Genomic DNA, 24,259 nt, shown 5'->3' on the forward strand with positions numbered 1-24,259 from the left:
GGAACCTTCCTTCCGAACCCCTGCCCCGCACGAGGAGACACCCCGTGGCCACCTTCGCCCGTATCCGCCTGACGGCGGTCATCGTGGTGTTGATCGTCCCGGCGGTGCTGTTTCCGCTGGTCGGAGGATGGACGCTGCTCTGGTTGCCCTGCGCGATGGCGCTACTGGGCCTGGCCCTGGCGCGACCGGAGGTGCTGGCGGCCGCGCTGGATTCGGTGACAGGCGGTGGCGGGGTCGACAAGGGCGAGCAGCGGGAGGAGAGCGACGTGCGAGGTTCTGGGGACGAACTCCGGGACCGCTCGGACCAGGGGGACGAGCCCGCGCCCATGGAGGCGCCGCGCGGCCAGAGCGGAACCCTCGGTGTCCGCACGCGTCGGATCGAGCTTCCGAGCGCCGTGGACGACTACACCTTCGGCTTCTCCGCGCTGGTGCACTGGCGTTGGGCCCACCGGGTCGACCTGAGTCTGCGCAACCCGGCGGGCCCGGCGGTCCGCTCGGTCGTGCTGCGCGCCCGTGAGATCCTGCGCGACGTCCGCCCCGGGGAACGCGCGCTGGCCGAGAGCGAACTCGAGTCGGTGTTCGCGGTGGAGGAGCCGGTCGCCGGGGGCACGATCCAGGTGTGGGCGGAGAACGTCCGCCTGGAACTGGACGAGGAGGACGAGGAACGCCTGGGCCGCATGGCGCACCTGCGCAAGGACCGTGCGCTGTGGGTCGCCGAGCAGGAGGCCGCGCGGGTCCGCGAGTCGCTGTCCGACGAGCCCGGCCTCGAACTCGACCTGGAACCGGAGCCGCGTTTCCCCCTTCCGGCGCACGATCTGTCCGACCTGCTGGAGGAGCCCGAGCCCGCCGTCCCCACCGCTGGTAGCGGGGTGGACGAGGAGGGCTACGAGAGCTACTGGTGGCCCGCCGAGGAGGACGCGGAGGAAGGTGGCATGGAGCAGGACGTCCAGGTCGCCATCCTGCGCGGGCTCATCGACTCCGTCGAGGGGGAGGGCGAACGCGCGGCGTTCGTCCGCGAGCAGGTGGAGATCCTGGAGCGGAGCGGCTTCCCGGACGTCGCCGAACGCATCCAGTCCGTCTACCCCGAGCGGTAGCTCCCCTCCTCAACCGCCACCGCCGACGGGCTGTGTGCCAGGATCCTGCTCGGGGACGAGGACCTCGACGAGGCCCGGGTCGCGCAGACCCTCCGCCACGCGCTGGGCGAGGACCGATCCCAGGGGCCACCGGCGAGCCCGCACCCGCACGGACTAGCTGGTGAACTCGGGAGCGTACGCCGAGTGCAACACCAGCGCCGCCGCTCCGATGGCGCCGACGTCCTCGCCGATGCGCGACGTCTCCACCCGCACCCGCCGCATGGATCGGGCGATCGAGCGCCCGGACACGGCGTCGAGCAGTGCGGCGCCGTACACCTCCCCGACGTGCGACATCCCCCAGCCACCGAGCACCACCAGAGGCACGTCGACCAGGTTGAGCAGGGTGGTCGCGGCCTGGCCGAGGCGGCGTCCCGCGGCGGACACCACCTCCAGTGCCACCGAGTCGCCCGCGTGCGCCTCGCGGCACACCCTGCGGTACGCGGCCACCGTGCGGGCCTGGCCGCGCTCGAAGTCCGCCGGACCCTCCCCACGCAGTCTGGCCGCGTCCGAGGCGACCGCGTGCGGTGCGATGTAGGTCTCCAGGCAGCCCCGGTTGCCGCAGGGGCACTCCGGTCCATTCGGATCCACCGTCACGTGGCCGATCTCGGCGGCGTTCAGTGTGGCCCCGCGGTAGACGCGTCCGTCCAGGACGAGTCCTCCGCCCACCCCGGTCCCCACGTAGACGAAGGCCATGTCCGGGGAGCGCTCCTCGCCGCCCGACCACCGTTCGCCGATGGTGGCGGCGGTGGCGTCGTTGTCGATGACCACCTTCAGCCCGGTGCCCTCGGCCAGCGCCTCACGCAGCGGCACCGATCTCCACCCGGGCAGGTGGGGCGGGGTCACCGCGCCGCCCTCGGTGTCCAGCGGGCCGGGTGTGGCCACCCCGAGCCCCAGGATGCGGTCGGGGACGTTCGCCTCCGCGACGATGGCGCGCACCGAGCGGCTGAGGGCGTCGATCACCCGCTGCGGCCCCTGCGACGTGGGGGTGCGTCGACGACTCCGCGCGACGACCCGCCCGGCCAGGTCCGTGACGACCAGAGTGGTGGAAGCGGGGTCGATGTGCATACCGACCGCGTAGTAGGCGCCCGCGTTGAGCCGGAGCACCGTCGCCGGTTTGCCGCCGCGTGAGCTGGCCCGCCCGTCCTCCAGGACCAGACCGTCCTCCAGGAGCCTGCGCACGATGTTGGACACGGTCTGGGCGGTCAGGCCGGTCTGCTCGGCCAGTTCCACCCGGCTGATCCCGTCGGAGCGGCGCACGGCGTCGAGCACCCTGCTCTGGTTCAGCCCGCCCAGCCACAGCAGGTTGGTGCTTGTACGCATACGCCGATTCCCTCCGCCCGCTCGGGCCGCCGACTGACCACATGAGGGTAACCGCCCCGGAAGAGCCCACTTCACCCATTGTCTTTATCCAAGGTTTTTAGTAAGCAAGTGATGTGAGTCACGTGTCGGGGCCTCGGGTGCCCGGCACCCACTTCTGCGCGAGGGGCCACGATGAGGAGAATCCGACGGAACACCATCCGTGCGGCGGTCGCCGTCCCGCTCCTGGCGCTGGTCGCCTCGGGGTGCTCGACCGCCGCCGACCGGGACGAGAACACGGTCCGCGTCGTCTACCAGAAGTTCGGCACCTTCATCGCGATGGACTCGCTGATGCGCCAGGTCAAGGAGGAGTTCGAGGACGCCAACCCCGGTGTCACCGTCGAACTCAACGCCATCGAGGCGCAGGCCGAGGACTACCAGACGCAGGTCAACCTCATGAACGGTTCGCCCAGCGAGGCACCGGACCTGATCTACCAGGACACGTTCACCATCAACCAGGACGCCGACGCCGGGTACCTGATGCCGCTCGACGACCACTTCGACGCCTGGGACGAACGCGACCAGTACAGCGACCAGGAGGCGGTGGCGGTCACCTCGCTGGACGGCCAGCGCTACGGTGTGATGCTCGGCACCGACGTACGCGGCCTCTGGTACAACACCGAACTGCTGGAGCAGGCCGGGATCGACACGCCCTGGGAGCCCGCGACCTGGGACGACGTCCTGGACGCGGCTCGCACCGTCCGCGCCGAACTCGGGGACGACGTGGTCCCGCTCAACGTCTACTCCGGCACCCCCGCCGGTGAGATGGCTTCCCTCCAGGGCTTCCAGATGCTCCTCAGCGGCACCGAGGGCACCCTCTTCGACGACGATTCGGAACAGTGGGTCACCGGCAGCACCGGGTTCACCGACTCCCTGGACTTCCTTCGCACCCTCTACGACGAGGACCTCACCCTCGACCCCCAGGACGCTCTCGACGCCAACGTCGGCACGGTCAACAACGAGGAGCGCATCCCCTCCGGAGGGATGGCGATCAGCCTGGAGGGTTCCTGGGCCACCCAGTCCTGGATCGAGGAGGCCAACCAGCCCTGGCCCGAGTGGGAGGAGGTCATGGAGTTCACCCCGATGCCCACCCAGAACGGTCAGGGCGCCGGAGCCACCAGCATGTCCGGTGGCTGGGCGCTCTCCATGGGCGCCAACGCCACCGACCCCGGCCTCGCCTGGGAGGTCATGACGTACGCGCTCAACCAGGAGAACGGCGTCAAGTTCGCCGTCGAGGGCGGGCAGATCCCGGTCCGCGCGGACGTCGCCGAGGACCCGGCCTTCCTGGAGGACTCGCCCAAGGCGGAGGAGTTCGCCGCCCTGGTCGACATCACCGGCTTCCGCCCCGCCTACAGCGAGTACCCGAGGATCTCGCTGGCGGTCCAGGAGGCGATGGAGAGCGTGATGCTCGAACAGGCCACCCCGGAGGAGGCCGCCCAGGTCTACGCCGAAGAGGTGGAGGGCATCGTCGGGCCCGACAACGTCACGACGGGTTCGTGACCGGTGGCCACCGTCCGGTCCCGCCGTCCCCTGGCCGGGGTGGCGCGGTGGGCCGTCCCGATGGCCCCGGCCCTGTTCCTGCTCCTCGCCTTCTTCGCGGGGCCCATCCTGTGGACGGTCTGGGCCTCCCTCACCAACGCGGCCCTGACCGGAGCGCAGGCCGCCCAGACCGAGTTCGTGGGGCTCGACAACTTCACCGAACTCCTCTCCGACCCCCGCTTTCGGACCGCCACCGTCCTCACCGTGCTCTTCCTGGTGGGCTGCGTGTTCGGGCAGACGGTGCTGGGCCTGACCCTGGCCCTGCTGCTCCAGAACCGCAACGGCGCGGTCCGGGCCACGGTGGGCGCGATCGTGGTCGGCGCGTGGGTGGTCCCCGAGGTCGTGGCCGGGTTCGTCTGGTACGCCTTCCTGGAACGGGAGGGCACCCTCAACACGGTCCTGGGCTGGTTCGGCACCGGCCCCCAGAACTGGCTCTTCGCGGCCCCGCTCCTGGCGGTGGTGCTGGCCAACGTCTGGAAGGGGACCGCCTTCTCGATGATGACCTACTCGGCGGGGCTGTCCGAGGTCCCCGAGGACCTCAAGGAGGCGGCGCGGGTGGACGGCGCCTCCGCCTTCCAGGTGCTGTGGCACGTCGTGATCCCGCTCCTGCGTCGGACCCTGGCCACCACCCTGCTGCTCATCACGCTCCAGACGGTGCAGGTCTTCACCCTGATCTTCGTGATGACGTCGGGCGGGCCGGGCTCCCGGAGCACCACGCTCCCGCTGCTGATGTACCAGGAGGCGCTGCGCATGGGCGACCTGGGCTACGGCACCGCCATCGCGTTGGCACTGCTCGTGGTCGCCGGGCTGTTCTCGATCGTCTACGTGTGGATGCTCCGTAAGGAGGAGGACCGGTGAGCGACGAAACCAGCCGGGGGCACGACCCCGGAAGGAGGGCGGCCGAGGCGGGTCGGAGGCGGGCGCGCGCCGTGGTCAGCGCCCCGAGCCGGGCCGCGGGCGGCCTGCTCGCCTACCTGGTCCTCGGCGTGCTCGCGGTGCTGTTCCTGGTACCGATGCTGTGGATGGTCTTCGCGGCGGTGGACCCCGAGCCCTCGCTGCGCGCCAGCCCGCCCTCGGGGTTCACCCTGGACCACTTCACGGCCATCATGACCCCGGAGATCGTCTACCTGCCGATCTGGAACAGCATCCTGACCTGTGGGGGAGCCGCGCTCATCACGGCCGTGTGCTCGATGCTGGCCGCCTACCCGCTCTCCAGGTACAACCTCCGGTTCAGGAAGCCGTTCCTGTACACGGTGCTGTTCGCCACCGGGCTGCCCGTCACCGCCATCATGGTTCCGGTCTATGGGATGTTCGTGCAGGCCAACCTGCTGAACTCCCTCGTCGCGACGACGCTGTTCCTGGCCGCCAGCACGCTGCCCTTCGGGATCTGGCTCACCAAGAACTTCATCGACGGCATCCCCCTCTCCCTGGAGGAAGCCGCGTGGGTGGACGGGGCCTCGGCCTGGCAGTCGATCCGCTACCTGGTGGCCCCGCTGCTCGCACCGGGGCTGGCGGTGGTCGCGATCTTCACCCTCGTCACCACCTGGGGCAACTTCTTCGTCCCCTTCATCCTGCTCACGAGCCCGGAGAAGATGCCAGCGGCGGTCCGCGTGTTCACCTTCTTCGGTCAGTACGGATCGGTCCGCTACGGCGAACTGGCCGCGTACTCACTGCTCTACACCGTTCCCGTGGTCGTGCTGTACATGGCCGTCTCACGAGCCCTGGGCGGCCGGTTCGCGCTGGGCGGCGCGATCAAGGGGTAGCCCACCGCATCGCCCCGATGAGGGCCGGGGTCCGGGCTCGGGACGGCGAGCCCGGACCCCGGGGTCGGATCAGCGCTCGAAGCGCAGGGTCAGGATCTGGAAGGGGCGCAGGGAGACCGACACGAGGCCGGGACCCGTGTCGTCGGCCCCGGAGGCACCGGCCGAGTGCAGTTCCGGGGCCTCCGGGTAGTCCTCCTCCAGCAGGTTCACCGCGCGCACCCCCGAGACGGGGAACCCGGTGCCCACCGAGGTGTGGGCACGCCCGCCACGGGCCTCGTACAGGCGCACCACCACGTCGCCGGAGCGGTCGTCGGCGAGCTTGACCGACTCCACCACCACACCGGGGTCGTCCACCGTCACCAACGGCTCCACCACGGCGTCGCCTGGCAGTTCCCGGACCGGGAGGTTGATCCGGTAGCCCTCACGGACGGCGTCCTCGATCTCCGCACCCGGGGCCAGGGCGTACCGGAACCGGTGTTCGCCCTGGTCGGTGTCGGGGTCGGGGAACCGCGGCGCCCGCAGCAGGGACAGACGGACCGTGGTCGTGGTGCCGCCGTCGCCTCGCACGTCACGCGTCACGTCGTGCCCGTAGGTGGAGTCGTTGAGCACCGCCACGCCGTAGCCGGGTTCGGCAACGTGCACCCAGCGGTGGGCGCAGATCTCGAACTTGGCCGAGTCCCAGGAGGTGTTGGTGTGCGCGGGCCGCCTGACGTGGCCGAACTGGATCTCCGACGACGACTCGTGCGCGCGCACGTCCAGGGGGAAGGCGGCCTTGAGGAACTTCTCCCGCTCGTGCCAGTCCACGACCGTCTCCACGTCCAGGCGCCGGGCGCCGGCTGCCAGGGAGAGCACCTGGACCACCGAGGAGTCCCCGAAGGAGCGGGTGACCCTCAGCGCGGCGGTTCCCGAACCAGCCGGTTCGGGCTCGACGCCGTCGGCCTCGGTGAGGTCCACGGTGGTGTTGCGGTAGAACTCGTCCACGTCCCAGGCGTCCCACTGGTTGGGCAGGTCCTGGTGTACCTGGAGCAGGTTCCCCGGCTGTCCCGGAGCAAGCACCTCTCGGCCCGGCGCCCCCTCTCCCCGGTCCAGGATCGAGGTGACCAGCCCCCGCTCGTCCACCCGGACCGTCAGGAGCCCGTTGTCGAGCACGAACCCTCCCGGGGTCTCCGGGTCCGGGCTGAGGGCAGCCTGCCCCGAGGCCCCGTTCCCCATGCGCGCACGGGGGAGCGCCCCCAACGCGGGAACGCCGTCGCGTTCGTGCGGGGTCGGGTTGAAGACCACGCCGCCCGCTGCTCCGTCCCCGCCGTCACCGGACAGCGCCTCCTGCGCGTGCCGGATGATCTCCCCGAGCTCCTCCGCGACCCGCGCGTAGGTCTGCGCGGCCTCCCGGTGCACCCAGGCGATGGAACTCCCCGGCAGGATGTCGTGGAACTGGTTGAGCAGGACCGTCCGCCAGACCTCCTCGATCCGCTCGTACGGGTAGGGGGCGCCCACCCGCACCGCGGCCGTGGCGGCCCACAGCTCGGCCTCGCGCAGCAGGTGCTCCGAACGCCTGTTCCCCTGCTTGGTGGCGGTCTGGCTGGTGTACGTCCCCCGGTGGAACTCCAGGTAGAGCTCGCCCAACCACACCGGGGCGTCCGGGTACTCCTCGTGCGCCTTGGCGAAGAACCGCTCCGGGTGCTCGATCTCCACCGTCGGCGAACCCTCCAGGTCACGCAGGCGAGCCGCCCGGGCCAGCATCTCGCGGGTGGGGCCGCCACCCCCGTCCCCGTGGCCGAACGGCACGAGGGAACGCGACGCACCGCCCTTGTCCCGGAAGTTGCGCGAGGCGTGCGCGAGTTCGGCGCCGGTGAGTTCGGAGTTGTAGGTGTCCACCGGGGGGAAGTGGGTGAACACGCGGGTGCCGTCCAGTCCCTCCCACCAGAAGGTGTGGTGCGGGAACTGGTTGACCTGGCTCCAGGAGATCTTCTGGGTGAGGAACCAGCGTGAGCCGGACAGCCGCACCAGCTGGGGGAGGGCGGCAGAGTAGCCGAAGGAGTCGGGCAGCCACACCTCCTGGGTGTCCACCCCGAGTTCGTCGCGGAAGAAGCGCTTGCCGAAGACGAACTGGCGGGCCAGGGCCTCCGAACCGGGCATGTTGGTGTCAGATTCCACCCACATGCCCCCGACCGGGACGAACCGCCCCGCCTCGGCGGCCCGGACGACCCGCGAGAACACGTCAGGACGGTGTTCCTTGAGCCAGGCCCACTGCTGGGCCTGCGACATCGCGAACACGAACTCCGGGTGGTCGTCCATCAGCGCGACCACGTTCGCGCTGGTCCGTGCCACCTTGCGGACCGTTTCACGCAGCGGCCAGAGCCATGCTGAGTCGATGTGGGCGTGCCCGATGGCGGACACCCGGTGGGAGCTGGCCGAGGCGGGGGAGCTCAGCGCCGGGGCCAGGACCTCCCGCGCCCGCTCCGCCGTTCCGGGGACGTCCTGGAGGTCCAGGGCGTCCAGGGCCCGGCCCAGGGCGCGCAACAGCTCCCAACGGCGGGGGTCCCCGGTGTCGAGTTCGCGCATGAGACCGCCGGCCACCTCCAGGTCGATGGCCAGCTCCCACACCTGCTGTTCGAAGACGGCCAGGTCCGCTCGGGTCAGCCGGTACAGGGGCCGGTCCTCCGGTCCGCGCCCGGAGCCCAGGTCGGTGGGCTGGAACGGGGGGTTGCCGAGGATGACCGGGTTGGCGGCCGCCTCCACGTGGAACTCGACGGTCTCCCCGCCGCTCACAGGGGTGCCGACCGGAATCCACGCGTTGCGGGGGTTGAGACCCTTGACCACGCTGCCGTCGGCGAGGTGCACCAGACCTTCGCACTGGAAGCCCGGCATGGCGTCGTCGAAGCCGAGGTCGACCACGGCCTCCACGGTCCGGCCCGACCACTCGGCGGGTACCCGACCACGCAGCCGGAACCAGGTGGTGCCCCAGGCGGGCCCCCAGGCGTCGCCCACACGTGCGGGTTCGTGGGGCGCCCCGATGCCCTCCTCGGCGGGAACCGGTTCTCCCGGCGCGTCCCAGCGGGCCACCTCCAGGGGGATCGACGTCGTGTACACCGCGGGCCATACGCGTTCCCGCAGGACGCGGTCCAGTCGTGCCTCGGTCAGCCGCCGGTCGTCGTGCACGGTGGGTCTCCGTTCGGTCGTCCCCTGGCAGATGCCGCGTACATTGCCAGCGCGATGTCACTTCGTCAATGCTTTGGACGAAGTGGGTTCCTCCGGTGTCGGCGCAGGGGCCAGAGTGAGCCCCTTCGGTCCTGGTCAGTGGCGGTTCGGCGGGACCGTTGTCGCCTCCCCTGGTGAGAGGGAACCGGATGAGGGAGCACACCCGCCATGAGGTCCGATGCGGCACTTCGGCGGAGTGGGATCGTGCACGTCGCGAGCCAGCTGGGGTCGGCCGGTCCGACGTGGCCGAGGGCCACCGGCCCGCTGCCACCAGTGAGGTCGTCGTCGAGTCCGACACCCCGGAGTCCCCGGGGCTCGACGTGGGGGGACACCGTCCGGATCACCGCCACCCGGATCACCGACACCCCGGACCAACGGTTCCTGGCGGGACACGGGGCAGGAGCCCACCCCGGCAGGAGCCCACCCCGGTGGGGGCCCACCGGGGAGGCCCGGTGGTGGGCAGCGTAGAACCGGGCTTCCGGCCGTTGACCGGGGTGCGGCACACCTTCCGCGCCCCCGAAAACGACCTTGCCGAGGACCGCACCCTCACAGTGCTGGCCAAGTGCGGCCTCCCCGGTCTCCCTGGCCTCTCCGGCTTCCCCGGCCTCCGTGCGCCCCGTCCTCCCGTGACCCTCCGTTTCGTCCTTGCGCTCTCCTCGTCCGCATCCGGAACGGGACTTGCGAGCGGGTCGGCCTCGGGCGCGTGGCATCCTGGGAGGGACGCAGTCCGGTCGAGGAGGACAACAGCACATGAGCATCGACGCGTCGCGCGACCGGTCGCGACCGGTCCTCGGTTCGCTCACCGAGCACGCGAGCCTGCGCGCCCGGGTGACCGACGTCCTGCGTGAGGCCATGATCGCCGGTGAGCTCGAGCCCGGTGTCGTCTACTCGGCCCCCGTCCTGGCCGAACGCCTCGGCGTCTCCGCGACCCCGGTGCGCGAGGCCATGATGGAGCTGACCCAGGAGGGACTGGTCGAGACCCTGCGCCACCGCGGCTACCGCGTGGTGGAGTTCAGCGACGTCGCCCTCGACGAACTCATCGAGCTCCGCGCGCTCATCGAGGTCCCCACGGTGGGCCGCGTCGCCGCGACCGCCACCGCGGGGCAGATCGCCGCGCTGCGTCCGATCGCGGACCGGCTGACCGAGACCGCCGAGACGGGGCAACTGCGCGAGTTCATCGCCAACGACATGGCGTTCCACCTCCAGCTGCTGTCCATCGCGGGCAACCAGAAGCTGGTCGACGAGGTACGAAGGCTGCGGGGGATGTCGCGGCTGTCGGCGCTGCGGGGGCTGTACGAGGAGGGCCGTCTGGTCGACACCGCGCAGGAGCACCACGCCCTGCTGGACCGCATCGAAGCCGGTGACACAGCGGGTTCCGCGGCCCTCATGCGACATCACCTCGGTCATGTCCGAGGGGTCTGGGCGGGCCGCGCGGAGATCTGACGGACGACGGCGCCGAACACGAAACAGGTAGCTGAGCTGCTTCGATTCGGTCACGGGCCTTGATTCGGGGGAGGTGCAATTGTACGTTGCACTGGTTCCCATCTTGAGGCCCCTCTTCATCGGGCCCTGATCCGAGGAGTTGTGAGTGGCCTCGCAGCACTCGGTGGTCGGTAAACCGGCCACCAACCGCCGTGTACTCTTTGGCAGCCTCAGCGGCAGCGCGATCGAGTGGTTCGATTTCTTCCTCTACGCCACCGCCGCGGCGCTCATCTTCGACAAGCAGTTCTTCCCCAACGACGATCCCGTGATCTCGTTGATGCTGTCGTACCTGACCCTGTCGCTCACCTTCTTCATCCGGCCGTTCGGCGGGATCGTCTTCTCCCACATCGGTGACCGGATCGGGCGCAAGAAGACCCTCGTCATCACCCTGTCGCTCATGGGCGGCGCCACCGTGGCGATCGGTCTGCTGCCCACCTACGAGCAGGTCGGCCTCCTGGCCCCGGTGCTGCTGATCCTGTGCCGGATCATCCAGGGCCTCGCGATCGGCGGCGAGTGGGGCGGCGCCCTGCTGCTGGCCTACGAGTACGCCCCCGAGAACCGCCGCGGTTTCTTCGGCTCGGTGCCCCAGACCGGCATCACCATCGGCATGCTCATGTCGACGGTCGCCTTCGGCCTGGTCAGCCTCCTCCCGGACGGCGCCTTCGAGTCCTGGGGCTGGCGTCTCCCGTTCATCGCCAGCATCGTCCTCGTCTTCGTCGGCCTGTGGATCCGCAAGGGCCTGGCCGAGACTCCCGCCTTCCGTGAGGCCAAGGAGAGCGGCGACGTCGCCAAGCTGCCCATCCGGGACACGCTCCGCGACCACTGGCGCTCCGTGCTCGTGGCCGTCGGCGCCAAGGTCGTCGAGACCGCCCCGTTCTACATCTTCGCGACCTTCGTCGTCAGCTACGCCACCGGCACGCTCGACATCCAGCAGTCGGTGGTCCTCAACGCGGTCAGCGCGGGCGCACTGGTCAGCACCTTCGGCATCCTGCTCATGGGCGCGCTCTCCGACCGCGTCGGCCGCCCGAAGGTCTACCTCGGCGGCACCCTGCTCATCGCCCTGTTCGCGGCGCCCTTCTTCATGCTGTTGGACCTCCAGATGAGCTGGGCCGTGTACGCGGCCGTCGTGATCGCCCTCGGTGTGGCCTGGCCCCCGGTCACCGCCACCCTCGGCACCCTCACCTCCGAGATCTTCACGACCCGGGTGCGCTACACCGGCGTGACGCTCGGCTACCAGATCGGCGCCGCCCTCGCCGGCGGCACCGCCCCGCTGCTCGCCACCTGGCTGCTGGCCCGCTTCGACGGAGCCTGGTGGCCGATCGCCACCTACCTGGTGATCCTCGCCGTCATCTCCTTCGCCGCCGTCGCCGTGTCCGGCCGGGTGGTGCGCAAGGAGAGTGCCCTGATCGCGGCCCGTGAAGCGGCCGAGCGCAACGAGAAGTCCGAGGTTTCCGCATGACCCAGACACCCACCGGCCTGCCCTTCGTCAGCGCGGAGGAAGTCCGTGAGCGGATCGGGCCCAAGCGGGCCTTCGAACTGATCGAGCGGGCCCTGCTCGACGGATTCGACCCCTCACAGGACCCGGCGCGGTCCCACGCGGGGGCCGGGGACGGCCACCTGCTGCTCATGCCCTCGACCCTGGGTGACTGGGTCGGTGTCAAGGTCGCGTCCGTGTCCCCGGACAACCCCGCGCGCGACCTGCCCCGCATCCAGGCCGTCTACCTGCTGATGGACGCCCGGACCCTCACCCCGAGGCTGATGGTCGACGGTGTCACGCTCACCTCGCTGCGCACCCCGGCCACCTCCGCCGTGGCGGCCGACCGCCTGGCCGCCCCGGAGGCGTCCCGCCTCGTGGTCTTCGGCAGTGGTCCGCAGGCGGTCGAGCACGTCGTCGCCGTGGCGGGCATCCGTGAGCTCACGAGCGTCCGGATGGTGGGCCGCACCCCGCACCGGGTGGACGCCGCCATCAGCGAGCTCGCCGGACGCGGGATCACCGCCGAGACGGGCACCGTGGCCGACGTCGCCGAGGCCGACATCGTCGTGTGCGCCACCTCCACCAAGGACCCGCTCTTCGACGGTTCCCTGGTCCGCGACGGCGCCTGTGTGGTCGCCATCGGATCGCACCAGGCCGATCGACGCGAACTCGACGCCGCGCTGATGGGCCGCTCCCTCGTGGTGGTGGAGGAGAGCGACGCCGCCCTGCGCGAGTGCGGGGACGTCGTCATCGCCATCGACGAGGGCACCCTCACCAAGGCCGACCTCGTCGGTATCGCCCCGCTGGTCCGGGGCGAGGTGACCCGCCGCACCGACCGTCCCAACGTCTTCAAGGGCTCCGGCATGTCGTGGGAGGACCTGGCCGTCGCCGTGGGTGTCGCGCCCACTCTCTGACCGGTCCTCGGGCGGACCAGTCGCCCGGGCCGGTCCGTCCTGTCGGCCCGCGTGACACGGGGGTTGCGCACCGCGAGTCACTCGCGGTGCGCAACCCCTTTCTCGTGCCCAGCCCCGTGGCGGGCTCCTCGATCGGTGGGCAGCTCACGGCTCAGCCGCGGCTGCTGTCGACCACGGATTCCGGGCCCTGGCCACCGGCGGCTCCGGCACCATCGCCTGACGGGCGCCCGCGGGCTCCGCGCTCGCGCACTGATCCCCGACCCGGGCGAGGCCACGGAGCCGATCCGACCAGGCGGAACCGCCCGTGCCCTGCTCCGGGCACGGGCGGGCCTGGATCACGCCGACGGGCTGGTCTCCCGTTCCACCGGGACGGAGCGCCGGGCCGCGCGTATCCGGGCGACCACGACGATGCCGACGGCCAGCAGGATGACGGCGTAGATGCCCAGGGTGATGGGCCCGGTGAACATGACTCCGACGTCCCCCTGACCGATCGCCAGTCCGCGACGCAGTTCGGTCTCCGCGAGGGGGCCGAGGATGACGGCGATCAGCACCGGGGCGACGGGGATCGAGTACCTGCGCATCATGAACCCCAACAGCCCGAGGAGGATCAGCAGCCACAGGTCGGTGACTGAGTAGGAGGAGGCGTAGACACCGAGCACCGCGAAGCCGGTGATCCCCGCGTACAGGTACCTCTTGGGGATGAGCAGCAGCTTGGCCCACAGCGGGGCGAAGGGCAGGTTGAGGATCAGCAGCATCACGCTGCCCACGAAGAGGCTGGCCAGGAGCGCCCACACGAGGTCCGCGTTGCGCTCGAACAGGAGGGGGCCGGGCTGCATGCCGTACTGCTGGAACGCGGCGAGCATGATCGCCGCCGTGGCCGACGTCGGCAACCCCAGCCCGAGGAGCGCGCCCATGGCGGTGCCCGCGGTCGCGCTGGCTGCGGCCTCCGGAGCCGCCACGCCCTCGATGGCGCCCTTGCCGAACTCGTCGGGGCGTTTGCCGCGCCGGGCCCGCAGCTGGGAGAGCTTGCGCTCCGTCCCGTAGGCCAGGAAGGTCGGGATCTCCGAGCCCCCGGCCGGGATGGTGCCGAACGGAAGGCCGAAGCCCAGTCCGCGCACCCAGGCGGGGATGGCCCGGCGCAGGTCACCGGGCTTGAGCCAGAGGGATCCGCCGGTCCGGACCAGCTGGGCGTCGTCCCGCTGCCGGTGGATCCGCGAGGCCACGTGGAGCACCTCGCCCAGGGCCAGCAGCCCGACGGTCACGGTCACGATGCCGACCCCCTCGAAGAGCGAGGGCACACCGAGGGTGAACCGCGCGGCGCCGCTCTGCGCGTCGATGCCGACCATCGCGATCGCGAGCCCCAGGGAGAGGGCGATGAGACCGCGGATCATGGACTGGGCGACGACGGCAGAGGTCGCCACGAAGGCGAAGACCGCCAGGGCGAAGTACTCGGCGGGACCGAACCGCAGGGCGATGTCGATGATGACACCGGAGAAGAACGCGACCACGGCCGTGGAGACCACCGCGCCGAGGAACGCCCCGATCGCGGAGGTCGCCAGTGCCTGGGAGGCTTTGCCGCGCAGCGCCATCCTGTGGCCCTCGATCGCGGTGGCGATGGCCGAGCTGTTGCCCGGCGTGTTCATCAGGATGGACGTGGTGGAGTCACCGAAGAGCCCGCCGTAGTAGACGGCGGTGAACATGATGAAGGCGCCCGTGGGGTCGAGCTTGAACGTGACCGGGAGCAGGAGGGCCACGGCCATCGCCGAGCCCAGGCCGGGCAGGACTCCGACCGCCGTGCCGAGGACCACGCCGACGAAGGCCCACAGCAGGTTCTCGGGGGTCAGGGCGGCGGCGAACCCGCCGCCGAGGAGTACGAGTGTGTCCATGTCAGAGCACCCCGCCCAGGATCCCCGAGGGGAGGTTCAGACCCAGGCCCGCGACGAACGCGAGTTGCACGACCGCCGAGTAGACCAGCGCGACCGCCGCCTCGAACAGTGAGCGCCTGCCTCCGAACGCCGTGCTGACACCGAAGAACAGCAGGGCGCCGGACAGCAGCCAGCCCAGGGGTTGCAGCAACAGGGTGAAGGCGATGACCGAACCCAGCACGAGGCCGACCGTGCGCCAGTAACTGTGGGTCGCGGTGCGCCGGTCCTCCTGGCCCTCGACCAGGTCACCGACGATCCCCGCGCTCTCCGCGCCGTTGTCGCCGTTGGCCGGAGGAACGGCCGGGTCACGGGCGACCTGGACGACCAGCAGCGCTCCGAGCACCACCATCAGTCCGGACACCAGCCCCGGGAAGAGCTGGGGGCCGGGCCCGGTGGAGGTGTCCGGGACGTGCATGGCCATGGTCTGCGCCGCGAGGAAGACACCGACCCCGACGACGAGCAGGCCGACGAAGACCTCGCTGCGCCCCCGCAACCAGGAGCGGGCCGGGTGGGAGGTCGCCGTGTGCGGTGACGCGGGCGGCGCTGGTTCTCTCAGTGGGTTCATGACAGCCCCAGGTCCTTGGTGACTTCGGTGATACGGGTGATCTCTTCGTCCAGGAAGGCCTCGAACTCCGGGCCGGACTGGAAGGTGTCGTCCCACCGGTTGCGTTCGAGGGTGTCCTGCCACTCGGGGGTGGCGACCATCTCCTCGACGATGGCCGTCAGCTCCGCGCGTTCCTCCTCGGTGATCCCGGGCGGTGCCATGAAGCCCCTCCAGTTGGGGAGCACGGCGTCCACGCCCTGTTCGGGGAGGGTGGGGTGCTCTTCCAGACCGGTCACCCGTTCGTGGGCCGAGACGCCAAGGACCCGAAGACTTCCCGTCTCCACCTGGTCGCTGAACTCGTTGTAGCCCGAGACGCCCACGTCGATGCTTCCTGAAAGAAGGGAGGTGAGCGCCTGGGCGCCGCCCGCGAAGGGGATGTAGTTGACGTCGGTCGGACGCAGGCCCTGTGACTGGGCGGCGAGCCCGGCGAGCAGGTGGTCGGTGCCCCCGAGCGAACCGCCGCCCACGGCCACCGCTCCGGGGTCCTCCTCCCAGGCCTCGACCAGGTCGTTCATGTCCTGGAGCGGTGAGTCGTCACGGACCACGAAGACCTCGTAGTCGTCCGCCACCCGGGCGATGGGTACGACGTCCTCCAGTGTCTGGGCGGAGTCGTTGACGATGATGCCGCCGATCATGACGGTCCCGGTGGTCATCAGGGTGGTCGCCTCGCCCTCGCGCCGCACTGTCTGGGCGAGGCCGATGGTGCCACCGGCGCCGGGTAGGTTCACGACCTGGGTGTTGGCCACGACGTCGTTCAGACGCATCGCGTGCTGCGCCTCCCGTGCGACGAGGTCCCAGCCGCCGCCCGGGTCGGCGGGCACCACGATGTCCACCCGGGCGCGGGCCTCGGAGTCGTGCGCCTGCGAGAGCGCGGCGTTCGCCGCGGCGGCACCCACGACGAGGGTCGCGCACACGGCCCCCACCGCACGCAGGGTGCGCTGCTTGTCCATTCTCACTCCCTCTCGACCCCAGTGGTCCACCAGGTGGACCTAATGGGCCGCTGATTGGTTCAGAGAATGATGCAAATCACTCGGGGGCGTGTCAATGCGTCCGGGAAATCTTTCCTTAACGAAGTCGTCACGCCAGTTGGGGTGTGTTCTGCCTGGGCAGAGGTCCTGCGTTGGGTGAACCGGTTTCCCGGGTGCCCCTGGCGGTTCCTGTGTCCGTGGGTTAGCCTGACCCTCATTAAGACCATCTAGTAGTCCAATGAGTCCACCAGGTGGACCACGACGGGAGGGTGATGGCCGGGGACACCGAAGGGGGAGTGCGCAGCGTGGTGCGCGCGCTCGACCTGCTGGACCTCTATGACGAGAGGAACCAGCGCTACACCACGCGTGAGCTGGTGGAACTGACCGGGCTGGCCAAGACCACCGTCCTCCGCCTGGTCGGAACCCTCGAACAACGCGGGTTGCTCTGGTCCGGATCGGACGGCCGCGTCGGAGCCGGACCGGGACTGCTGCGCTGGGCGCGCCTGGCCCACGCCGTCTGGCAGGTGCCCGAGTCGATCCGCGTGATCATGCGGGACCTCACCGTCGAGACCTCCGAGACCGTCAACCTCTACGTGCGCGCGGACACCGTTCGTGTCTGCGTCGCACAGGAGGAGGGTCCCCAACGGCTCCGCCACGTCGTGAACACCGGCGACGAGATGCCCCTCTGGGGCGGGGCGGCCAGCAAGGTGCTCCTGGGCGGAGCCCCGGAGTCGGTGGTCAGGAGGGTCGCCGCGGCCTCGCCTCACGGACCGCAGTACCTCGACCGCCTGCTCACCGAGATCGCCGAGGCCCGGAGCCGGGGGTACTCGGTCAGTCACGGCGAACGCGAACACGGCGCCTCCGGGGTCGCGGCTCCCGTCCATGGGGCCGCCGGAGGTCCGGCACCCGTCGCCGCACTCGCGGTCGGCGGGCCCACCGCCCGCTTCACCGAGGCCTCCGTCCGAGCCTTCAGCGGTGCGGTGCGCGAGGCGGCGGAACGCATCGGCCGGATCGGGTTCGACCCGGGGTCGGAGAACGTGGCGAGCGACGACAAGGAGAACGGATGAGCCCCGCGACAGCCGCGCGTGACGCCCTCCCCCTGGCGGGGGTCCGCGTCCTGGACCTGACCAACGTGCTGGCCGGGCCCTACGCCGGGTACCAGCTCTCCCTGATGGGGGCGGACGTCGTGAAGGTGGAGGTGCCCGGCGCGGGCGACCTCGCACGACAGCTCGGAGCCTCCTCGGAACTCAACGACGAGCGTGTGGGAGCGTCCTTCCTCGCCCAGAACGCAGGGAAGCGGTCACTGACCCTGAACCTCAAGTCGGACGCGGGGCGCCAGGTCATGCGCACCCTGGTGAGCGACTCGGACGTGCTGTTGGAGAATTTCCGCCCGGGGGTTATGGAACGCCTGGGCTTCGACTGGGAGACCCTGCGCGAACTCAATCCCGGCCTGGTGTACTGCTCCGTGTCCGGGTTCGGCTCCGACGGTCCGCTGAGCGACCGGCCCGCCTACGACCAGATCATCCAGGGGCTGTCCGGCATGATGGACGCCACCGGGACCGAGGAGACCGGCCCCCTCCGAGCAGGGTTCCCCATCGCCGACGTCCTGGGCGGACTGGCCGCCGCGTTCGCGGTCGGCAGCGCCCTGGTGCGACGTGAACGCACGGGCGAGGGCACCCGTCTCGACGTCTCGATGCTGGAGACCGCCATCACCGCCATGGGCTGGGGCGTCTCCAACTACCTCTCGGCGGGAGTGGAGCCCTCCCGCATCGGCAACGAGAACGCCACCGCTGCCCCGTCCGGCACCTTCACCACCGGCGAGGGCACGCTCAACATCGCGGCCAACAAGCAGGAGCAGTTCGAGACCCTGTGCCGCCTCCTCCAGGCCTCCGAACTCGTGGCCGACCCCCGCTTCGCCACACGGGAGAACCGCAAGGCCCACCGGGTCGCGCTGCGCGGTGAACTCGAGGAGCGTCTGGCGGGTCGGAGCGCGGCGGACTGGGAGACGGTCCTCTCCGACGCCGGGGTGCCCGCGGCCCGTGTGCTCAGCGTCCGCGAAGCCCTCGAACTCGAACACGTCGAGCACCGGGGCCTGGTCCGCACGCTTGCTTTCCCCGGCCAGGACGACCGTGAACTGCACGTCCTTGGCAGCGGTGTGCACGTGGACGGGACCTCCCTGGGTCCCGACCGCTCTCCACCGCTCCTTGGCGAACACACCGATCAGGTCCTCCGCGAAGCCGGTTACGAACAGAGCGAGGTCAACGCGCTCAGAGAGGCGGGTGTGGTGTGAACGCTTCGGACACCCCGAGCATGACCCACGAGGAGATCGGCGACTGGTGGTCGACCTCCCTGACACGCATCGCCCCCGGTGAGATCGAACTGCGCGGCTACCCCGTTCAGGACGTCATCGGCCGCCACGGCTTCGTCGAGGTGGTCTGGCTCATGCTCAGGGGGGAACTGCCCGAGCCAGCCCAGTCCCGCATGCTCGAGTCCGCGCTGGTGGCCGGGGTCGACCACGGCCCCCAGGCGCCCTCCATCGCGGCCGCGCGGATGGCCGCCACCTGCGGGCTGGGGCTCAACAACGCGGTCGCCAGCGGCGTCAACCTCCTGGGGGACGTGCACGGGGGCGCGGGGCAGCAGTGCGTCGCCCTCCTCGACAGGATGGCCGAACTGCGCTCCGAGGGAACCGACGCCGACGACGTGGCCGAGGCGATCGTGGCCGAGTACCGGGAGAGGGGCGGCTACGTCCCCGGCTTCGGGCACCGTTTCCACCCCAGGGACCCCCGCAGGGACCCCCTCCTGGGGATGGTGCGGGACGCGGTGCGCGACGGCATCGTCGACGCCGGTCCACTGGAGTCCGCGCTGGCCTTGGAGAAAGCCTTGGAGGGGCGCAGGGGCAGGCCCGTGCCCATGAACATCGACGGCGCCACGGCCGTCGTCTACGCCTGTCTCGGCTTCGAAGCCGAACTGGCGCGCGGACTCTTCGTCCTCTCGCGGTCGGTCGGGATCCTGGCGCACGCCTGGGAGGAGAGCAACAGCGGCGCGAGGATCAAGGGCCCCCTCCCGCGTACGGTCCTGGCTGGCTACACCGGTCCGTCGACCCGCCTGCCGGGCGAGGTCCTCGACGACTGACGGGTCGCGGGGGCGTCCCGGCCGGTGCGAGCGCGCACCGGCCGGGGCGAGGGCCGTTCCCGTTCCGGAAGGGGATCAGCGGCCGGTGCGGCCGTCGATCCTCTCGCGGAGGATGTCGAGGTGCCCGGCGTGACGACCGGTCTCCTCGATCATGTGCGCCAGCGCCGACCGCATCGATGGCCCGGGACTGCCCCGGAGGCCGTCGTGCGCGGGTCGGCCGAGGCCTCGCAGGCGGCGATGGCCCTGTTCGCGGCGGCGACGGCGTCGCGGTAGCCCTGGAGCACCTCCTCGGTGGTACGGTCCGGACCGGCACGGAACGTCGCCGCCCAGTCGACGTTCTCCTCACCCAGGAACCCGCGGCGCTCGACGCGGGTCAGGTGCGCGATCAGGCCGAGAAGGTGGGTCCCCGAGGCCACGCCAGGGGCGCGTACGTGTTCCTCCGGCGCCCCCTCGACCTTGGTCAGGGCGCTTTCGCGCAGCCAGGAATCCGGTGAGGACCTCCTTCTCACCGGGCCCGGTCCTGGGCGGTGGGCGGTCGCGTCGTGACCGGGCGGACATGGTGCTCCCTTCGTGGCGGTGTGGGCGATCAAACCCGTTCGGTTCTCGGAGTCGTCCCCGGCTGGAGGCGTGCCGCCACCACGTTGTCGACCACCGTCGCGGAGCGGCCTTCGGGTCCGTGCGCGAGTCGTGTGCGTTGTTCGACCACGGCGGTCCACTCCGGCCCGAGGCCGAGCGAACGCCACAGGTCGTGGTCGGATGGTCGTCGTGCCGGTTCCATGACCAGGGCGCGCTCGAACCGTGGTCGACGACGAGCAGGATCCCCGTGTCGCGGACCGACCGCGCGGACGCGCGTAGGACCTCGTCCCTGGCGAGGCCGGTCGTGGCGTGGAAGTAGTTGGTGTGGACGAGGTCGACGGGGCCGGTGTCGGGCGCGGAGGACGCCAGGTCGTGGGCCTCCACGTCGAGGCGTTCCTCGATCCCGGCCAGCCGGGACCACTCGGCCAGGACGTCGAGCACGTGTTCCGAGACATCCACCGCCGTGACCCGCCACCCCCGCGCGGCCAACCACAGGGAGTCCCCGCCGTGTCCGCACGCGAGTTCAAGGGCCCGGGGCGCTCTTCGGCGCTGAGCCGGGACGAGCGCCAGTTCTCCCGCGAGCGCGACGAAGGCAGCGTTGGGCAGGGGAGGGGGCGTCGAAGGACTCTCGTCCCTGTACTGCTGGTCCCAGAACTCCCGTGCGGGAGAGGGGACCCCGGTTTCGGTTCGCATGAAGCCCATGCTGGGCGGCGGGGGCGGTTCCGTGCACGGTTCCGTGCGGATCTGCAACGGCGTCCCGATCCGGGGAGCGGTGGAGCGGTCGAACGCCCTCGATTTTCGGTTTGAAACGATTCCTATTTTGGTTGGTTCCGAATGAGTGGCGGCGGAAAACGAAGGCGCTCCCGGCCCCGGGAGCGGCCTCCAGTGGTCCTCGTTTGTCTTGTGTGGTAATGGTGGTTTTGGTCCGCCTGTATATCCCCGTTGTTTGTCTGGTGCGGTGTGAATTTGGTAAATTCCTCTTAGTTGAAGGCGCGGCACGATGCCTCGCCGGAATTGCTTTCGGTCGTAGTTGGAATGTGTAGGCACTAACCGTGATGCGTCGTACCCTGACCCGCGCGACGGCGGCCTGTGCGACCTACGCCCTGGTTCTCTCACTGGGGGTGGGCGCCCCCGTCGCTGCTGACGAGAAGCCCCCCACCGTCGAGGGAAGTGCTCCGGACTCCAGTGTCTTCGGAGTCACCCCGGCCATGGGACAATCGCGCGACCGGAGCGACGTCACCTCCCCTGTGGACCCTTCCGAAACCGCGCGCGACGACGGTGGCCGAATTGAGGCCGGGAGTTCGCTGTGGACCCACGTGGACCGCGCGTTTCCGGACCAACCTTCCAGTGGGACCGAAACCGGAAGCGTGGGTACCGGGCGGCTCGCGTGGGATCGGGTCTACACTCGTAGAGCCTTTTTCCGATTCCCGGTGGAACTCGGTTCCGATTCTCTGCTGGAATCCGCAGTCCTGCGTACCGAGGTGGCGTGGTCCTACGACTGTGAAAGCGACTCCGCAGTGGAGTTGCACCGGGTCGACCCGTTCGACGAGGACACCACCTGGAACGAACAGCCGGAGTCCCAGGGGCTGCTCGACACCCGGAACGTGCGGGGCGGGCACGCGGCCTGTCCGCTGCACGGCGGCGTGGAGTTCGACCTGACCGAGGCCTACCAGCGGGCCCTGGACAACGGAGAACGCCACCTGCACCTGCGGCTCGGGGCGGCGGACGAGTCCGGGAACACCGCCTGGCGCCGCTTCGACGTCGAGGACACCCCGCCGGTACTGGTGGTCGACCACGGCCCCGCACCGGCCCGGGGCATCGCTCCCATCGAGCCCTCCGAGGCGGCGGCGCCACTCGACGACGGCACCCTCCCGGGCGAGGACCCCTCGAACCCGGCACAGCCTCCCACCGTCCTGGTGGGAACCACCGACCTCCTGATCCGAGGCCCCCTGCCCGACGACCCGCCCAGGAGCGGCGGCGAGCGGATCCGTACCCCGTGGGCGGAACAGGCGGACCGCACGACCGATGACCATCGGTGGGGGACCACGACCCTGGCTCGGGGACCCCCACCCGGCACGCCGATCGACGACTGACCCCCGGTTGGGCGACCGAGGGAATCGGTTGAGCAAGGACGACACCCCTCTCCTCCGACGAGTCACCTCGTTGGGCGGAGGAACGCGTCGGCGGCCAGCCCGTTGGGGAGCACCATGGTGGGGGAGCTCCCGAGCGGCAGAGGAGTCCGTACCGTCCGCGCACCGGCCACACGGCGCAGTGGCCGTTCGCGGCGGACAGTCCGGCCCCACGCCAGTCGGAGAGGCGGTCGTCCCGCATACCGGACGTGCCCGACGCAGCACCGGTGGGGTGCTGCCTCGGGAAGCCGCGGAGGCCCGTTGTCACCTGTGTGCTTGGGTGCCACACAGACGTGCTTCGGGCCACCGCGGACGTTCGCGTGCCAGAAACCGCCCGTTGTCCGGCTACTGGGTCAGTGAGTCCAGACCCTCGTAGTCCGCCAGCGGCGCCGCCCCGGTGGAGGCGTACTCCAGCAGGACCAGCCCCGACGGGGTGTGGTCCCGCTCGACCAACCGGAACCCGGCACTCCCGGAGGGGTGCGTGAACAGTCTCCGGCCCTCACCCACCACTGTGGGCGCCACGACCAGGCGAAGCGTGTCGACCAGACCCGAAGCCACAAGAAAGCCGCCGAGTCGAGCGCTGCCGTGGATCTGCACCTCGCGGCCGGGCCGATCCCTCAACCTGCCCACGGCCGCGACCGGGTCCCCACCCAGCAAGGTGGTCGGGTCCCAGGAGCCCTCCTCCAGGGTGGAGCTCACGACGTACTTGGGAAGCGAGTTCATCCTGACCGTGAACGGGTCGGGTTCGGTGATCCGCGGCCAGTCACGCGCGAACGCCTCATACGTGCGTCGGCCGAACAGCAGCCCGTCCGCGTGGTCGAGCCACTCCGACGCGGTCCGCACGAACGCCGCGTCCATGAAGGGCACGAACCACCCGCCCCGGGTGAAGCCGTCGGAGGTGTCCTCGTCGGCCGAGCCGGGCCCCTGGCTGACACCGTCGAGGGAGACGAACTGGGTGAGGGTGATCTTCACGCTGGCTCCTCTCCGACGGCCGCGCCTGGGCCGACGAGAACGCCAGTCTCACACGGAGAGGGCCACCATCCCCGTCTCCACGCCGTACGCCCCTTCTGTCGTAGGGGCTCCGTATCGTTCGGGGCATGAGTTCAGGACTGATGGCCTTCAGCGTCGACCTCGACAAGATCTCCCGCCCCGCCTCCGAGACGGTGCGTTCGCAGTGCGAGATGTACGGCACCTTCCTCCACAACGCCTGCTTCTACCCGGTGAAGTACTGGTGGCTCGGAGAGGTGGACGAGACCCTCTCGGGCCTCGGCGTGAACGAGGTGCGGGTCGAGTACCTGGCGGGCGACCAGGACGACGGCGACTCCTGGTCCGCCAAGTCCGTGAGTCTGGCGGACGAGCAGGCACGTGCGGTGACCCCGGCACAGATCGCGGAGATCGAGGACCCGTACATGCGTGAGGCGGTCACCTCGGTCCTGGGCTGGATCCGCACCGCAGCCAGTCGCGGACACGGAATCATCGGCTTCTTCCACTGACCGGCTGCCGGCCCTGCTCACCTCGTCCGCACCTTCTCCGCCCCACACGGCGATCAGCTCCGGTAGTGAAGCAGTGCCCGGGCGCGGAGCAGGGCCTGTCGTCTGCCTGAAAGCCAGAATCCTCGGTCGGCTCAACGAGCCGCCCGAGGACACAGGTGGAAATCTCAAGCTGCGCCCCTGTTGTCTCGCGAGGGGCTTGGCATCGGCGAACGCCTCTTGCGCGGTCGTGCTACACGGACCGCTGGTGCGCCTTCCACGCCCGGTGGAGTTCACGCCGACGCTCGTATTCCCTCTTCGCGCGGAGCCTGGGATCGGCCTCGGGGCTGAGGGCCGCCGGGCCCATGACCTGTAGGAGCGCGTAGTTGATGCGGAATCCCGTCCTGTACAGCAACGAGAACGAGTCTTTCCCAAGCGGCTTGTCCATGGCCGTTCACCTCACTGTTCGCCGGGATCGCGGACGCGCGCCGCGAGAGCGCGGTCGAGCAGAGAATCCATCTCGGTGAAGTCCGGGGCCTTCCCCGATCAGCAGCGTACCCGCCCGTTTTTCGCCGCCCCGGTCGGACCGACCGCCAC

The 24,259-nt window shown here is 70.4% G+C and carries 21 protein-coding genes and 1 pseudogene; 12 read left to right on the plus strand and 10 right to left on the minus strand.

Annotation, left to right across the window (positions count from 1 at the left end; all coding sequences use genetic code 11):
* Positions 1-44: 44 nt before the first annotated feature.
* Positions 45-1,094, plus strand: a complete 1,050-nt coding sequence (locus ADX84_RS15670) for a hypothetical protein (RefSeq protein WP_049574554.1) — start codon at positions 45-47, stop codon at positions 1,092-1,094.
* A 153-nt stretch (positions 1,095-1,247) separates the two neighbouring features.
* On the opposite strand, the gene ADX84_RS15675 is transcribed toward ADX84_RS15670, so the two are convergent.
* Positions 1,248-2,453: an ROK family transcriptional regulator gene (locus tag ADX84_RS15675; RefSeq protein ID WP_049574557.1), complete on the minus strand. Its 1,206-nt coding sequence runs from the start codon at positions 2,451-2,453 to the stop codon at positions 1,248-1,250.
* Between the two features lie 171 nt (positions 2,454-2,624).
* Between ADX84_RS15675 and ADX84_RS15680 the strand changes: the two genes are divergently transcribed.
* The 3 genes from ADX84_RS15680 to ADX84_RS15690 all read left to right on the plus strand — a co-directional run bounded on the left by ADX84_RS15680 (position 2,625) and on the right by ADX84_RS15690 (position 5,791).
* Positions 2,625-3,989: an extracellular solute-binding protein gene (locus tag ADX84_RS15680; protein WP_049574560.1), complete on the plus strand. Its 1,365-nt coding sequence runs from the start codon at positions 2,625-2,627 to the stop codon at positions 3,987-3,989.
* Between the two features lie 3 nt (positions 3,990-3,992).
* Complete coding sequence (locus ADX84_RS15685; protein ID WP_049574563.1) at positions 3,993-4,886, plus strand: carbohydrate ABC transporter permease; 894 nt, start codon at positions 3,993-3,995, stop codon at positions 4,884-4,886.
* Positions 4,887-4,957: 71 nt separating this feature from the next.
* Positions 4,958-5,791 carry a carbohydrate ABC transporter permease gene (locus ADX84_RS15690; RefSeq protein ID WP_049574567.1) on the plus strand — a complete coding sequence of 278 codons (834 nt, stop codon included), beginning with the start codon at positions 4,958-4,960 and terminating at the stop codon, positions 5,789-5,791.
* A gap of 69 nt (positions 5,792-5,860) precedes the next feature.
* On the opposite strand, the gene ADX84_RS15695 is transcribed toward ADX84_RS15690, so the two are convergent.
* Positions 5,861-8,950 (minus strand): glycoside hydrolase family 38 C-terminal domain-containing protein, encoded by a 3,090-nt coding sequence (locus tag ADX84_RS15695; RefSeq protein WP_049574571.1) that lies wholly within the window; start codon positions 8,948-8,950, stop codon positions 5,861-5,863.
* Between the two features lie 789 nt (positions 8,951-9,739).
* Here ADX84_RS15695 and ADX84_RS15700 point away from each other — a divergent pair.
* The 3 genes from ADX84_RS15700 (at position 9,740) to ADX84_RS15710 (ending at position 12,859) form a co-directional block, all read left to right on the plus strand.
* Positions 9,740-10,432 carry a GntR family transcriptional regulator gene (locus tag ADX84_RS15700; RefSeq protein WP_049574574.1) on the plus strand — a complete coding sequence of 231 codons (693 nt, stop codon included), beginning with the start codon at positions 9,740-9,742 and terminating at the stop codon, positions 10,430-10,432.
* A gap of 145 nt (positions 10,433-10,577) precedes the next feature.
* Positions 10,578-11,930, plus strand: a complete 1,353-nt coding sequence (locus ADX84_RS15705; RefSeq protein WP_049574577.1) for an MFS transporter — start codon at positions 10,578-10,580, stop codon at positions 11,928-11,930.
* On the plus strand, positions 11,927-12,859 hold the full coding sequence (locus tag ADX84_RS15710; protein ID WP_049574581.1) for an ornithine cyclodeaminase family protein: 933 nt from the start codon (positions 11,927-11,929) through the stop codon (positions 12,857-12,859). Before ADX84_RS15705 ends, ADX84_RS15710 begins: the two co-directional genes overlap by 4 nt.
* 335 nt (positions 12,860-13,194) lie before the next feature.
* On the opposite strand, the gene ADX84_RS15715 is transcribed toward ADX84_RS15710, so the two are convergent.
* From ADX84_RS15715 to ADX84_RS15725, 3 genes are read right to left on the minus strand one after another with little or no spacing between them, the layout of a single operon-like run.
* Positions 13,195-14,745, minus strand: coding sequence for a tripartite tricarboxylate transporter permease (locus ADX84_RS15715; RefSeq protein WP_049574584.1), 1,551 nt, complete (start codon positions 14,743-14,745; stop codon positions 13,195-13,197).
* Between the two features lies 1 nt (position 14,746).
* A complete protein-coding gene (locus ADX84_RS15720) occupies positions 14,747-15,349 on the minus strand; it encodes a tripartite tricarboxylate transporter TctB family protein (RefSeq protein WP_234003997.1) in 603 nt (200 codons plus the stop codon).
* Positions 15,346-16,338, minus strand: coding sequence for a tripartite tricarboxylate transporter substrate binding protein (locus ADX84_RS15725; RefSeq protein WP_049574587.1), 993 nt, complete (start codon positions 16,336-16,338; stop codon positions 15,346-15,348). The genes ADX84_RS15720 and ADX84_RS15725 overlap by 4 nt, the downstream gene beginning before the upstream one ends.
* 269 nt (positions 16,339-16,607) lie before the next feature.
* On the opposite strand from ADX84_RS15725, the gene ADX84_RS15730 reads away from it, so the two are divergent.
* From ADX84_RS15730 to ADX84_RS15740, 3 genes are read left to right on the plus strand one after another with little or no spacing between them, the layout of a single operon-like run.
* Positions 16,608-17,423, plus strand: a complete 816-nt coding sequence (locus ADX84_RS15730; protein ID WP_234003998.1) for an IclR family transcriptional regulator — start codon at positions 16,608-16,610, stop codon at positions 17,421-17,423.
* On the plus strand, positions 17,420-18,646 hold the full coding sequence (locus ADX84_RS15735; RefSeq protein ID WP_049574593.1) for a CaiB/BaiF CoA-transferase family protein: 1,227 nt from the start codon (positions 17,420-17,422) through the stop codon (positions 18,644-18,646). Before ADX84_RS15730 ends, ADX84_RS15735 begins: the two co-directional genes overlap by 4 nt.
* The gene (locus ADX84_RS15740; protein WP_049574597.1) at positions 18,643-19,488 is read left to right on the plus strand and encodes a citryl-CoA lyase; all 846 of its coding nucleotides are present in this window, start codon (positions 18,643-18,645) and stop codon (positions 19,486-19,488) included. Before ADX84_RS15735 ends, ADX84_RS15740 begins: the two co-directional genes overlap by 4 nt.
* 75 nt (positions 19,489-19,563) lie before the next feature.
* Here the strand turns inward: ADX84_RS15740 and ADX84_RS26680 are convergent, their stop codons facing one another.
* The 3 genes and pseudogenes from ADX84_RS26680 to ADX84_RS26685 all read right to left on the minus strand — a co-directional run.
* Positions 19,564-19,662: a DUF664 domain-containing protein gene (locus tag ADX84_RS26680; RefSeq protein WP_234003999.1), complete on the minus strand. Its 99-nt coding sequence runs from the start codon at positions 19,660-19,662 to the stop codon at positions 19,564-19,566.
* Positions 19,638-19,997 (minus strand): DUF664 domain-containing protein, encoded by a 360-nt coding sequence (locus ADX84_RS26365; protein ID WP_234004002.1) that lies wholly within the window; start codon positions 19,995-19,997, stop codon positions 19,638-19,640. Before ADX84_RS26365 ends, ADX84_RS26680 begins: the two co-directional genes overlap by 25 nt.
* Before the next feature lie 361 nt (positions 19,998-20,358).
* Positions 20,359-20,766: pseudogene (locus ADX84_RS26685) on the minus strand (class I SAM-dependent methyltransferase); the annotation flags it as partial.
* A 506-nt stretch (positions 20,767-21,272) separates the two neighbouring features.
* Here ADX84_RS26685 and ADX84_RS26070 point away from each other — a divergent pair.
* Positions 21,273-22,157, plus strand: coding sequence for a DNRLRE domain-containing protein (locus tag ADX84_RS26070; RefSeq protein ID WP_234004001.1), 885 nt, complete (start codon positions 21,273-21,275; stop codon positions 22,155-22,157).
* A gap of 381 nt (positions 22,158-22,538) precedes the next feature.
* Here ADX84_RS26070 and ADX84_RS15755 read toward each other — a convergent pair whose 3' ends face one another.
* A complete protein-coding gene (locus ADX84_RS15755; RefSeq protein WP_049574607.1) occupies positions 22,539-23,165 on the minus strand; it encodes a dihydrofolate reductase family protein in 627 nt (208 codons plus the stop codon).
* A gap of 125 nt (positions 23,166-23,290) precedes the next feature.
* Between ADX84_RS15755 and ADX84_RS15760 the strand changes: the two genes are divergently transcribed.
* Positions 23,291-23,686 carry a hypothetical protein gene (locus ADX84_RS15760; RefSeq protein ID WP_234004000.1) on the plus strand — a complete coding sequence of 132 codons (396 nt, stop codon included), beginning with the start codon at positions 23,291-23,293 and terminating at the stop codon, positions 23,684-23,686.
* 229 nt (positions 23,687-23,915) lie between these two features.
* Here ADX84_RS15760 and ADX84_RS15765 read toward each other — a convergent pair whose 3' ends face one another.
* Positions 23,916-24,110: a hypothetical protein gene (locus tag ADX84_RS15765; RefSeq protein WP_049574616.1), complete on the minus strand. Its 195-nt coding sequence runs from the start codon at positions 24,108-24,110 to the stop codon at positions 23,916-23,918.
* Between the last annotated feature and the right edge of the window lie 149 nt (positions 24,111-24,259).

The organism is Nocardiopsis sp. SBT366 (genome assembly GCF_001083815.1).
GTDB classification, from domain to species: Bacteria; Actinomycetota; Actinomycetes; order Streptosporangiales; family Streptosporangiaceae; genus Nocardiopsis; species Nocardiopsis prasina.